This is a genomic window from Streptomyces sp. NPDC088915 (genome assembly GCF_044749825.1).
In the GTDB taxonomy this organism is placed as follows: domain Bacteria; phylum Actinomycetota; class Actinomycetes; order Streptomycetales; family Streptomycetaceae; genus Streptomyces.
The window spans coordinates 169,209-181,497 of the sequence record NZ_JBIVIR010000009.1 but is presented as its reverse complement, the minus strand read 5'-3'; the positions used below and the strand labels follow the sequence as shown (position 1 = coordinate 181,497).

Annotated in this window: 11 protein-coding genes; 7 read left to right on the top strand and 4 right to left on the bottom strand. The window is 73.7% G+C overall.

What is annotated here, in order from left to right:
* Positions 1-54: 54 nt before the first annotated feature.
* Positions 55-321 carry a DUF4235 domain-containing protein gene (locus ACIP5O_RS18410; protein ID WP_401294467.1) on the top strand — a complete coding sequence of 89 codons (267 nt, stop codon included), beginning with the start codon at positions 55-57 and terminating at the stop codon, positions 319-321.
* Between the two features lie 68 nt (positions 322-389).
* Here ACIP5O_RS18410 and ACIP5O_RS18405 read toward each other — a convergent pair whose 3' ends face one another.
* Positions 390-1,487: a glutamate--cysteine ligase gene (locus tag ACIP5O_RS18405; RefSeq protein WP_401294465.1), complete on the bottom strand. Its 1,098-nt coding sequence runs from the start codon at positions 1,485-1,487 to the stop codon at positions 390-392.
* A 256-nt stretch (positions 1,488-1,743) separates the two neighbouring features.
* Here ACIP5O_RS18405 and ACIP5O_RS18400 point away from each other — a divergent pair, with 256 nt between their 5' ends.
* Complete coding sequence (locus ACIP5O_RS18400) at positions 1,744-2,772, top strand: S66 peptidase family protein (protein ID WP_401294464.1); 1,029 nt, start codon at positions 1,744-1,746, stop codon at positions 2,770-2,772.
* A 42-nt stretch (positions 2,773-2,814) separates the two neighbouring features.
* On the opposite strand, the gene ACIP5O_RS18395 is transcribed toward ACIP5O_RS18400, so the two are convergent.
* On the bottom strand, positions 2,815-3,495 hold the full coding sequence (locus ACIP5O_RS18395; RefSeq protein WP_401294462.1) for a DUF4230 domain-containing protein: 681 nt from the start codon (positions 3,493-3,495) through the stop codon (positions 2,815-2,817).
* A gap of 175 nt (positions 3,496-3,670) precedes the next feature.
* On the opposite strand from ACIP5O_RS18395, the gene ACIP5O_RS18390 reads away from it, so the two are divergent.
* Entirely contained in the window at positions 3,671-4,312 is a 642-nt protein-coding gene (locus ACIP5O_RS18390) for a VanZ family protein (protein WP_401294460.1), read from the top strand.
* A gap of 41 nt (positions 4,313-4,353) precedes the next feature.
* On the opposite strand, the gene ACIP5O_RS18385 is transcribed toward ACIP5O_RS18390, so the two are convergent.
* Positions 4,354-5,211 (bottom strand): maleylpyruvate isomerase N-terminal domain-containing protein, encoded by an 858-nt coding sequence (locus ACIP5O_RS18385; protein ID WP_401294458.1) that lies wholly within the window; start codon positions 5,209-5,211, stop codon positions 4,354-4,356.
* Positions 5,212-5,403: 192 nt separating this feature from the next.
* Here ACIP5O_RS18385 and ACIP5O_RS18380 point away from each other — a divergent pair, with 192 nt between their 5' ends.
* Complete coding sequence (locus ACIP5O_RS18380) at positions 5,404-6,072, top strand: hypothetical protein (RefSeq protein WP_401294456.1); 669 nt, start codon at positions 5,404-5,406, stop codon at positions 6,070-6,072.
* A gap of 31 nt (positions 6,073-6,103) precedes the next feature.
* On the opposite strand, the gene ACIP5O_RS18375 is transcribed toward ACIP5O_RS18380, so the two are convergent.
* The gene (locus ACIP5O_RS18375; RefSeq protein ID WP_401294454.1) at positions 6,104-7,093 is read right to left on the bottom strand and encodes a hypothetical protein; all 990 of its coding nucleotides are present in this window, start codon (positions 7,091-7,093) and stop codon (positions 6,104-6,106) included.
* 29 nt (positions 7,094-7,122) lie between these two features.
* Here ACIP5O_RS18375 and ACIP5O_RS18370 point away from each other — a divergent pair, with 29 nt between their 5' ends.
* From ACIP5O_RS18370 to pgsB, 3 genes are all read left to right on the top strand, one after another.
* Complete coding sequence (locus ACIP5O_RS18370; RefSeq protein ID WP_401294714.1) at positions 7,123-8,289, top strand: CapA family protein; 1,167 nt, start codon at positions 7,123-7,125, stop codon at positions 8,287-8,289.
* 163 nt (positions 8,290-8,452) lie between these two features.
* Complete coding sequence (locus tag ACIP5O_RS18365; RefSeq protein WP_401294452.1) at positions 8,453-10,705, top strand: HAMP domain-containing protein; 2,253 nt, start codon at positions 8,453-8,455, stop codon at positions 10,703-10,705.
* 7 nt (positions 10,706-10,712) lie between these two features.
* A complete protein-coding gene (pgsB, locus tag ACIP5O_RS18360) occupies positions 10,713-12,248 on the top strand; it encodes a poly-gamma-glutamate synthase PgsB (RefSeq protein WP_401294450.1) in 1,536 nt (511 codons plus the stop codon).
* Positions 12,249-12,289 lie beyond the last annotated feature (41 nt).

Below are 12,289 nucleotides of genomic sequence, written 5' to 3'. Positions count from 1 at the left end.
GCGGGTCGGGCAGCGGGGTAGCCGGGCCAGTGACCTGAGGAAAGGAAAAATGACATGAAACCGTCACGTCTCGTGTTCAAGCCGCTCTCGCTCGCCGTGAGCGCCGGGACCGGCGTGCTCGCGGGGGCCGCGTTCAAGAAGGCGTGGCAGCTCCTGGGACACGAGGACGACACCCCCGACGCCACCGACGAGCACCGGGGCTGGGGCGAGGTCCTGCTCGCCGCGGCGCTGCACGGCGCGATCTTCGCCCTGGTGAAGGCCGCCGTCGACCGGGGCGGGGCCACGGCGGTGCGCCGGGTGACGGGCACCTGGCCCGCCTGAGTCCGTCCCGGACCGACGGCCCGGAGGGCCGCCCCCACAGGGGGGCGGCCCTCCGGGCCGTTCGGGTCTCACTCGCCGGCGGTCGTGATCCGGGCGCAGGCCTTCACGACCTCGTGCAGGTCCAGGCCCTCGTCGCGCAGGGCCCGCTGGCGGTCCGCGCCGCCGCCGCCGGCCAGGTGCGCGGCGATCCCCTTGCGCGCGTCGTCGAGGTCACCCGTGTCCGCGAGGGCTTCCTCGACGTGGTCGAGGAGGGCTTCGTACGCCGTCTCGACGGAGGTCTCCTCCAGGGTGAGGGGGTGGAGGAGCGGCCCCCGGAGGCCGGACCGGGCGGCGCGCCAGGACGCGAGCCGCAGGAGACCGGCGGAGAGGGGGGCGGGGGGCTCGCCCTTGCGCCAGGCGCGGGCGGCGGTCTCCACGAGACCCCGGGCGAGGGTCGCGATGAGGACGGTGGTGTCGGGCTCCAGGCAGACGTCGGCGACCCGGATCTCCACGGTCGGGTAGTTCGCGGAGAGGCGGGCGTCGAAGTAGATCATGCCGGAGTCCCGCAGGACGCCGGTCTCCACCATGGCCTCGACCTGCTGGTGGTACACCTCCGGGCTGCCGAACAGTTCGTACGGGCCGGCCGACGGCCACCGGTTCCAGACGCGGCTGCGGTAGCTGCTGTACCCGCTGTCCTCCCCCTGCCAGAAGGGGGAGTTGGCGCTGAGCGCGTTCAGGAGGTAGAGCCAGGGCCGGATCCGGTCGAGGACGGCGACGCCCTCCTCGTCGGAGTCCACGGCGACGTGGACGTGGCAGCCGCACGTGAGCTGCTCCTTGGTGGTGAGGGCGAACTGCTCGGCCATCCACCGGTACCTCTCGCCCCGGTGGCGGGACGGCTCGACGGGGACGGGCGAGGTGGCGAGGGCGGCGACGACCGCGTCGGACTCCCGTGCGTACCGCAGCGCCTCGCCCCGCCACCGTACGATCTCCTTCCGCATCTCCGCCATGTCCGTCAGCGGCTGGGTGGAGAACTCCAGCTGCTCCTGGTGCAGCTCCTTCTCGAAGACCTCCCCCGCCTCGCCACCGCGCAGGGCCGCCGACGCCAGCACCGCCGACGACACGGCGAACGGCTCGCCCGTCCTGGCGTTGACGAGCATCAGCTCTTCCTCGACTCCTACCGTGCGCATCGGCTCTCCTGTTACTGCTGTCACTGCGACGAATGCCCCGCGCCGCCGGCCGCCCCGGAAGGGGCCGCGAGCGGTGCGGGACAGGAACTTTCTCCTGCGTATGCCCCGTTCCGCGCCGGCGACGCACCCCACGCTCCCCTTTCGGCGGGCGTTCCCGAACTCCGCGGACGCGGGGCCGAGTCCGAAGGCTCGTGCACGTCCGGGCGTGCCGGAATCCGATGTCGCGACGGTGCCGTGCCGTGCCAGAATCCGGCGCATGGCCGTTCGATACCCGCGCCCCCTGCGTCCCGGTGACCGCGTCGGCGTCACCTCTCCGTCGAGCGGAATCCCCGAGGAACTGCGCGCCCGCCTCGACGTGGCGGTCCGCGAGGTGGAGGCGCGGGGGTACGAGGTGGTCGTCGGCCGCTGCATGGACGGTGCCGGCCACGTCAGCGCGCCCGCCGCCGACCGCGCGGACGAGCTGATGTCCATGCTGACGGACCCCGGCATCGCGGCGGTGGTGCCGCCGTGGGGCGGGGAGACGGGGATCGACCTGCTGCCGCTCCTCGACTGGGACCGGCTGCGCGACGCCGAGCCGACCTGGCTCGTCGGGTTCTCCGACCTGTCGACCCTGATCACGCCGCTGACCCTCCTCACCGGGGTGGCGACCGTGCACGGGAACAACCTCATGGACACCCCCTACCGGGTGCCCGAGGGGCTCCTGTCCTGGCTCGACGTCGTCGCCGCGCCGCGGGGACACCGGTTCACGCAGGTCCCGCCGAACCGCTTCCGGGCCGGGGGGTGGGACGACTACCGCACCGATCCCGAGGTGCGCGAGTTCACGCTGGACGCGTCCGGCGGGTGGACCAGGCTGGACGCGGACGGGGACGTGGAAGCCGAGGGGCGCCTGGTCGGGGGCTGCATCGAGACGCTGTGCAACCTCACGGGAACGCCCTACCTCGACGTCTCGGGTTTCGCGCGGGCCGAGTCCCCGGAGGGGCTCCTCGTGTACGTGGAGGCCGGGGGCGACGACGCGTTCGCCGTCTGCCGGAACCTGCACGGGATGCGGCTGGCCGGGTTCTTCGACGCGGCGAACGCGGTTCTCGTCGGCCGGACCTCGGCGCCCGGCACCGGCTCGCTCACCCAGCACGAGGCCGTGCTCGACGCGCTCGGGCCGTTGGGCGTGCCGGTCGTCGCCGACGTCGAGTGCGGGCACGTCCCGCCGTACCTGCCCCTGGTCAACGGGGCGCGGGGGCGGGTCGTGCACGCCTCGGGACGCGGCGAGCTGACCCAGACGCTGGACTGACGCTCCGGGTCCCGGTGGGGGCCGGGGTGCGGGAGCGTCCGCTCAGCCGTAGGTGACGGTGATCCGTTCGAAGCCGAGGGCGCGCAGGAGGCCCTGGAGCATGGCGGTGGTGTTGCGTTCCGCCCGGGTGGTGAGGTCGCTCTCCTTCGCGGCGTCGCCGATGCGCGCGGCGGCGAGGACGTTGACCGCCTGCTCGCTCGCCGGGTTGTCGGAGAAGAGGTCGCCCAGCCGGTCGAGGAGTCCCCGCTGCTTGGACACCGTGTAGGAGCGCTCGGGGTCGAGGAACGGCTGCGCGAGCCGGGCGTGCGGCAGGCGGAGGGTGGCGGTGGTGCGTTTCTCGTCGACGGTGACGGCGTTCTCGCCGAGGCCCGAGAGGTCGACGTAGGCGCTGACGCTGCCACTGGCCACGTAGAGCGTGCGGGTGCCGCGGATCGCGTCGGGCAGGAACCGGGCGTCCTTCTCCAGGTCGACCACGACCTGGTAGGCGCCGGCGGCTCCCTCGTGGCGGTTCATGTCCTGGATCGACTTCAGCACGGCGGGGCCGGAGCGGTCCTTGGTCTCGGTGCCGAACAGGTCGCCCAGGCCGGGCGGCTGGAAGAACCGGCCCAGCAGGACCAGTACCAGGATCAGGGCGAGGAGTACGGCGGCGAGGGGCCATCCGCGGATGGCCCGTCCGGTCCGCCGGCGCTCGCGCGAGGGTCTGTTCTCCGTGTCGTCTCCCATGCGCGTCTCGTGCCCGCCGCGTCCACGGGCATGCGGAACCCGGCCTCGTTCGGCGGCGGTTGGGTCGCCCGGGGCTGCTGTGGCCGGTGTCGCGCCGGGTCCGCGCGCATGGGTTGCCGCTTCGCTTCCCGGGTAGCCGCACCCCCTCGAAGAGAACTGACCCTGGGGGCGGAACATGAGGATGTGGACACGCGGTCGGAGTGCGGACAAGGCGGTGGCGGCCGACGATCCCGTACCCGCCGCTCCTCCCGTACCGTCCGAGCCGCCCCGGGAGGAGTCCTCCCGGGAGAGGGCGCGCCGGGAGGAGCCGCGCCGGCCGGGCCTGGTGGTCCGGGCGCTGGTGGCCCTCGTCGCCGTCGTGGGCATGGTGGCCTTCGCGATCGTCCTGGCCCGGCTCACCCTGAACGCGTCACCGGCGTCCGTGCCGCTCACCCACAGCAATCTGACCCCGGGCAGCTCCATCCGCGCGTACCTGGGGCAGCCGGAGTTCGTGGAGACGGTGAAGCAGCTGGGCGGCAACGTGCTGCTCGGCGTGCCGTTCGGCATCCTGCTGCCGCTGCTCTCGCTCAGGACCCGCGGGCTGGTGCGCGTGGCCCTGCTCACGGTCGTGACGATGCTGTTCGTCGAGCTGGTGCAGGGCGCCCTCATCACGGGACGCGCCTTCGACATCGACGACGTCCTGCTCAACACCGCCGGCGCGCTGCTCGGCTATCTGCTGATCGGGCGGCGTCTGGGCCGTGCGGTGCACCCGCGCGTCCGGCGCCGGTGGTGGCAGCGGCGGAAGGGCGCCGACCGGGCCCTGGCCGCCGACAGGTAGGCACGGGCGGGACGGACGGCGGCCCGGCGGCCGGGCCGGGATCAGGGGCCGGTGACGAGCCGGCCGAGCCGCGCGGCCAGCCAGGGCCTGCGGCCGCCGGCCCGCATCCGGCCGCTCGCGACCGCCTTCCAGACCGGCGTGCGCCGGAAGGAGACCAGGAGGAAGGTGGCCGGCGCCGCGACGATCCGGCAGTCGTAGGCGCGCGGCGGGGCGTCGCGGGTCGCCGTCACCGTCCCGTCGTCGACGACGGCCGCGAGGCGCGGGCCCCCCTTGATCGCGAGGTCGACCGCGATGTTCACGCCCCGCGACCTCACCTGGTTCAGGGCCGCCGCCATCATCGTCGGCATCGACTGCCCCAGGACGAGGCGCGCCTCGTCGTCGCCGATCGGCCACGGGAGGCGGGCGCCGCGCGCGATGTCCAGGCCGTGCACGAGGGTCTCGCCGAGCAGCAGGCCGGTCGCCGTCGCCGGCGTGAACGGCAGGTCCCCGTACCGGGGCGCGGAGACGGGGGTGCCCGGGGCGAGGCCCTCGGTGGCGCGCAGAAAGGTCTCGCCCCGCTCGGCGACGAAGCCGGCCGTCTTCGCCCGTTCCCCACCGGCGAACAGTTCCACGGACCGCGCGTTCATGGCCGCGATCCGCTCGACGAACGTCCCCTCGCCGGGCGCCAGGACGTCGTCCCGCTCCACTTCCTCGCCGGGCAGGACGAGGGAGGTGTACCCGAGGTGGACGGCCGCCAGGTGCGCGCCGACGTCACCGACCGACCACACGGGGACGCCCGATCCCGCGTCCGGGTCGGGCACGGCGCGCAGCAGCCCGGCCAGGCGCGGGATCGCGGCGGCCGGCGCGGCGCGGGTCCTCTCGTGCCCGGTGACGGGATCGAACGTCGTGACGGCGCCCATGCCACTCCCCCACGTCGCGGACGGATCCGCAGATTGCCGTCGAGCAGCACGGCGGCGACAACCCCCGCGCCACGTGGACCCGTGGGCATCCCCGCCCAGCTCAGAAGTCGCTCAACTCCCTTGCCGGGGAAGGCCGCGGGCGGGCAATGTCGTCTCCGCCATCGACCAGTGGCCTTCGGAGGGGGAACGCACATGGGGATCAAAGAGGGCTGCCTCGCGGCGGGTGTCGTCGCCGCGCTGCTCGCGGGGGCGGGCGCCTGCACGTCCGACGGCGGCGAGCCGGTGGCCGAGCCGAAGGCGACGGCCGAGCCCGCCTGCAAGGACGGGACCTACGCGTGGTTCAACGTGGACAGGCGGGACGTCCTGACCGGCGTCGCCGCGCAGCAGAAGCTCGGCAAGGGGGGCGGCACGCTCACGCGCGAGGTGACACCGCTCCACGCGCCGCGCGTCGCGGTCGCCTTCGAGAGGGGACCGAGGATCGACACGAGGGCCGTGCTCCGCTCGCTGGGCACCCGCACCGGGGACGTCGACGACGATCCGGGGTTCACCGACGTGCACAGGCCCGCCCCGGATCCCCGGGCGGTCACCACCGCCGTGGAGGGCGCCGGGGCCTTCGTGAACTACTCCTGGGTGAAGCAGGTCGTCGCCGACTTCACGTACACCTGCGGGAACGGCGGACGGACGACGGGCCGCGCGACCAGCTGGGTCGTCAACGGCTCGGGGGTCCTGGACTGCTCCCTGCCCGCCGAGGACGCGAAGGAGGGGGATCCGGCCCTGGCGGCGGCGCGCTTCTCCTGCGACCCCCACGACCCGGCCGCGAAGCCCGGCGGGGGCCCGCCTCCGCGTCCGGCGTCCTCGTGAACGGAGCAGTCCCCGGAGGGCGGGGCCGCCGTCACCGGCCGGCCCCGGCCCACCCCGCGAGGAGTTCGGCGAGGGCCTCCCGCGCCCGGACGCCCTTGGCGTCGTCGCTCCTGAGGGCCGGGGCGAGTTCGACGTGCAGGAAGGTCGCGTCGAGGTGCTTCGCCGTCCGGCCCTGGACGTTCGTGGTTCCCTCCAGGGGGCACCGGTCGGACCACCCCTTGCAGACGCGGAAGCGGCGGTCCTCCATGAGGGCGGCCAGCCGTCCGGCGTCCGCCGGGGCCGTCCGCGCGGCGCCGGTGGAGAGGATGGCGTCGTAGGGGCGGTCGGAGGCCTTCGCGAAGCCGTGGATCTGGACGCCGGGGACGCCCCGCTTCTGGAGTTCCGTGATGACGACGTGGAACGCGCTGTCGGTGCGGTGCGCGACGTCCGCCGCGCCTTCCTCGCCGGAGGTGCGGTGGGCGCCGGCCACGACGAGCGCGCCACCCGGGGCGCTCTCCAGGAGGCGGGCCCCGAGGGTCTCGGTGCCGCGGTCGGAGACCGGGTGCGGCACCTGGACGCTCCACCGGACCGCGGCGTCGGCGCTGACGTACAGCCGTCCCCACCGCGCCTCGGCGCCCGGTCCCCGGGCGGCGACCTCGTGGTAGCGCCGGCCCGAGGCGGCGTCCGTGAGCGTGGTCACGCGGAAGCCGATGCCGGAGAAGTGCTTCCCGGCCCCTTCGAGGTCGCCGCCCAGGAGCGCCCCGACGCCCTGGGCGAGGTGTTCCCGCTGATCGCCGTCGAGGGGCGTGTAGGGTTCGCGGTCCTTGGCCCGCCCGGCGTACTCAGTGATCCGGTCCTCCAGGTTCACGAGTTCACGAGCCGGCGGCCGCTCGCCCTCCGCGCCGTTCCGGGGCGCCGTCTGGCAGCCGACCAGCGTGGACACGGCGACGAGCAGGGCGAGAACGTGAAGAGATAGTGATGATCTCGTGATGCCCCAGGGGAAGTCGATCTTGGTACTCGTGTGAAGATCGGCCAGTGACATTCTGTGATTCTCTCCCCTTCGGTCGTGCCCTGGCAGTGACGGCGGCCCTCGCCGTGCTCACCGCCGGCTGTGCGTCGACCCCTTCGGAGTCACAGGACAAGCCGGGTGGGCGGTCGTTCACCGTCGCCGCCACGGGAGATGTTCTCATCCATCCCGAGCTCGTCGAACAGGCGGCCGAGGACGCGAAGCGGACCGGCAAGGGCGAGGCCGGGCTGGACTTCGGCCCGCTGATGGCCGGCGTGAAGCCGGTGATCGACGGGGCCGACCTGGCCGTCTGCCACATGGAGACCCCCGTGGGCACCCCCAGGGGCCCCTTCGAGGGGTACCCGGAGTTCCTGGTGCCGCCGCAGATCCTCACGACCCTGAAGGACGTGGGCTACGACACCTGCTCGACCGCCTCGAACCACGCCTACGACCACGGCTCCAAGGGCGTCCGCCGCACCCTGGACGCCATGGACCGGGTGGGTCTGGGCCACACCGGCTCGGCACGCACCCCCGAGGAAGCGGAGAAGGTCCGGATCCTCGACGTCCGGGGAGTGAAGGTGGCGCACCTCTCCTACTCGTGGGAGTCCTTCCGCAATCCCACGCCCCGGAAGGAGGACTGGGCCTTCAACCGGCTCGACCTGGACGCGATCAAGAAGGCCGAGGCCCGGGCCCGGCAGCAGGGCGCCGAGGTCGTGATCCTCTCGGTCCACTGGGGCGCGGAGCTCCGCAACGAGCCGAGCGCGTCCCAGATCAAGACGGCCGGGCGGATCACCGAGGAGACCGGGATCGACCTCGTGATCGGTCACCACGCGCACGTGGTGCAGCCGATCCAGAAGCTGAACGGGACCTGGGTGGCCTTCGGCCTGGGGAACCAGGTGGCCCGCCACTCCTCCCCCTCGGGGCTCACCGAGGAGGGGGCGATCGGCTGGTTCGAGTTCCGGGAGACGGCCTCCGGCTGGAACGTCTCCGCCCGGTACCGCACCACCCTCATGGACATCCCGCCCGAGACCGGGCCGGGAGAGAAGCTCCCCGCGGGCGCCGTCGAGGACCACCGGCTCGTCGACGTCCGGCAGGTGCTCGACGAGCCGGGCGGTCTGGCACCGGACCGGCTCGCCCGCTACCGCCTCGCGGCGGAGCGCACGCGCGGGTTCCTCTTCAACCGGGGAGCCCCGGGGGGCGACGGCCTGGCCGAGCTCTCCCTGAAGGACTGAGCCGGCGCACCGACCGTTGCGCGCACCCGCGCGCCGGGACCGCCCGAGGAGCGGCCCCTTCCGGCAGGGCGTCCGCAGGAACCAGGAAAGAGCAGCAGTGACATCGAGTAATGCCGCGTACTCCGCGCGAGGGGGGCGGCGACGCAACCGCCGGCGCGCGGACATGCCCCTCCTGGGCGGCATCCGCCCGCCGATCGCGGTCCTGTGCGTGCTGGTCCTCGCCCTGGCCGGGCTGACGGTCAAGGTGCTCGGCCCCGGCAAGGAGGCGGCCGCGCCGAAGGCGGTGCTCTCCTCGCAGCAGTACTTCGCGGAGGACGGCGCCATCGCCCTGCGCGCCTCCGTCGACGAGCGCGTCGCCGACCTGGAGCGCACCGCCGCGGCGCTGAGCGAAGGGCCCTCCGTGAAGCCCGGGCGCGTCCTGTCGGACCTGAGCCGGGCGTACCAGAAGTGGACCGGCACCACCGTCCTCGACCTGGAGAGCGGAGACGTGGTCGCCGCGCGCGGGGAAACGATCCCTCTCGCCTGGCTGGACAAGGACGTCCTCACCGGCGGACGAGCCCTGAAGCCCCGCATGGTGCGGCTGGAGACCGGTGACGTCCGGCTGATGACCATGGCCGTCCTGGACTGGCGGGACCGTCCGCAGCAGCTCCTGATCGCGTCGAGCAGCCTCTCCGTGCCCGCCATCAACCTCGGCCCGTTCCGCAGCATGGCGGTGGTGACCGAGAAGGGTGAGGTCCTGGCCACGGCCGGCTTCGACCGGGCCGAGGCGCTCGACTCCGAGCAGGAGCGCAAGGAGCTCGCCTTCCTCCACAAGGAGATGAGCCGGCTGGCCGGCATCGCGGCGGAGCGGACCGAGCAGCACCCCGTGAGCGCGAAGGAGCCCGGTTCGCGCGGTTACCCCGGCGTCAGCGGCTCCCTCGTCGGCGACGCGTACAACGGCCGCGTGAGCACCGCCGGATACGCCTCGCTCGCCTCCTCCGACCCGGAGGGGAAGAAGAGCGTGGCCGCCGGTCTCGGCCTGACGGTCGTGGCCCTGCTGCCCGTGGTCGAGCAGCAGGCCTCCGACCAGGGCCGCGAGCTGTACGGCCTGGCGGCCGCCGGCGTCCTCGTCCTGCTCGGACTGCTCGCGGCGGCCGTCCTCTGGGCGACCGTGCAGCGGCCCCTGCTGCGCCTGTTCCTGGAGTCGCGGCGGCTCGCCCGCGGCGACCTGACCCGGCCCGTCACGGTGCCCCGCCGGGGCGAGGCCGCCCGCATCGGGGCCGCGCTCGAACGCCTGCGCAGACGCCTGGCCCACGGCGACGACGGGGCGGGCTCCGCCGGCGCCCCGCGCCGGAGGATCCGGATCGGCGGGCGCGGCCCGCTCCTCCTGACCGGTGCCCTGCTGCTGGTGTGGTGCGTGCCCGTCGGCCTGCTCCTCAACCGTACGGACGGCTCGGTCAGCATTCCGGCCACCATGGTCGACGACCAGCGGGACCGCACCGACCTGATCGCCGACCGGCTGCGCAGGGCGCTCAACGAGGCGCAGGCGGACCTCGTCTCCACCTCCCACCTGATCGGCTCCGCCGACGCGGGGGCCGCAGACCGCGTCCTCGAAGAGGCCCTGGTCAAGCACTCCCGCTACCGGGCCCTGTACGTCGTCGACGCCGACGGGCGCGTCGGCGCCCGCGCGGGCGCCGACCCCCACGACTGGAACCGCGACGAGGACCTGCCGCTCGTGCGGGTGTCCGGGAAGGGCGGCAAGGTGCCGGTCATCCAGGCCGGCGCCCCGGTGAAGGCGGCGAAGGGGGAGGAGGGCGGCACCCTGGTCGGCGAGATCCGGGTCGAGTTCCTCAACTCCCTGCTGACCCGGCCGGGCCTCGGGGAGGTCCGGGTGGTGGACTCCGAGGGTCTGACCCTCGCCTCCAGCGGCGGCTTCCTGGCCTTCGAGGAGCTGCCCCGCGAGACCCTGACCGACCTCGTCCGGGCGGGCGGGATGCGGGTCGGGGCGGGCCCCGTCGAGAACGGTCTGCTCATCCGGGAGGGGAAGGGCGTCACCGTCGCCGCGGCGGCCCCGTTCTCCGGCGGCGGCGTCACGGCCGACATCGGCTGGACCGTCGTCAGCTGGCAGGACGCCAAGCGCTTCCAGATCGCCGCGTACGAACGCGAGGACCGCAGCGTCCTCGCCGGAATGCTGGGGCTGGCCGCGATCATCCTCTCGCTCGGCTGGATCCACCTGGTGGTCGTACGGCCCCTGCGGGCGCTGGCCACCAGCGCCGAGAACCTCGCCGACGGCGACCTCAAGACCGTGCTGTACCCCCGCTACCAGGACGAGGTGGGCGCCGTCGTCCGCAGCCTCGAACTCCTGCGCCAGCAGGCGCAGGCCCATCGACACAACCAGGCGCGCCGGTCCGCGGAGCCCCGGCCGGACGGAAGGTGACAAGGCCGTGCTCTACCTCTACTTCGTCCTGCTGATCAGCGGGGTGTCCCTGCTGGTCGCGGGCATCGTGGAACAGCGCAGGCACTACGCCGCCCTGCACGTCATCCCCGCCCGGGTGCTCGTCAACGGCATCCGGGGCAAGTCCTCCATCACCCGGCTGTGCGCGGGGGCGCTGCGCGGCGGCGATCTCGTCACCGTCGCCAAGACGACGGGCACGGCGGCGCGCTTCATCCACCCCGACGCCACCGAGGAGCCGGTCTACCGCAAGTTCGGCATCGCCAACGTGGTGGAGCAGATCGGCATCGTGCGCCGGGCCGCCGCGTACCGGCCCCACGCGCTCGTCATCGAGTGCATGGCCGTCATGCCGGCCCTGCAGGAGGTCAACCAGAGCAAGCTGATCCGCTCCACCATCGGCGTCCTGTGCAACGTCCGCGAGGACCACCTCGCCGAGATGGGCCCCACCCTGGACGACGTGGCCCGGTCCCTGTGCCGCTCCATGCCCGAGGGCGGGATCTGCGTGACCGCGGAGAAGGAGCGGTTCCACATCCTCCAGGAGGAGGCGGACGCCCGGGACTGCGAGCTCGTCTACGCCGACCCCGAGACGGTCAGCGACGCCGAGCTGCGCGGCTTCAGCTGGTTCACCTTCAAGGAGAACGTGGCGATCGCCCTGGCCGTGGCGGAGCTGCTCGGCGTCGAGCGGCAGGTCGCCCTCCAGGGCATGTACGACGCTCCGCCGGACCCCGGCGTCCTCTCCGTGGAGCGCTACGTGGCCCCCGGGGACAAGCGGCTGGCCTTCGCCAACGTCTTCGCCGCGAACGACCCCGAGTCGACCCTGATGAACGTCAACCAGCTGCTCGACCTCGGGGCCGTCAGCCGCCCGCTGAACGTCGTGATCAACTGCCGGCCCGACCGCGTCGAGCGCAACGGGCAGATGGGCGAGATCATCCCCGATCTGCGCCCGGACAACGTCTTCGTCATCGGGCACCCCTCGAAGAGCGCCATCGACGCCATTCCCGCCGAGTGGCGGGACCGGGCGGTCGACCTCGGCGGCGAGCGGCGGGCGGCCGAGGAGTTCATGCCGGCCATGCTCGACCGGATGCCCGACGGGTCCTCGCTCGTCGCCATCGGCAACATCCACGGACAGGGCGAGGAGCTGCTCGAGTACCTCGCCGAACTCCCGGCGGACGAGAGCGGCGCCCCGACCGGCCCGGACACGGCCGCGGCCGTCGCCCCGCAGCCGATGCACCTCGACCCGTACGCCTCGTACCCCCAGGCCTACGAGGAGCGGTACCAGGTCAGCCAGACCCAGGAGATCCCCCTCGTACGGATCCCGCCGGAGTACTACCGCCCCGCACCGCACCACGACGAGCCGCACCGCGCGGAACCGCACCACGCCGGACACCACCACGCGGAACCGCGCCACGACGAGCCGCACCACGAGCACGGACCGGTCCGGGCTCCGCACGGAGACGGCGGCGGGGAGACCTTCGGCTGGTTCCACCAGCCGGCCCCTGAGGACGAGCCCCCGTCCCCGCGTCCCTGACCGCCGTCCCGCCTCACCACCCGTACACGCGCCCGGAGCCC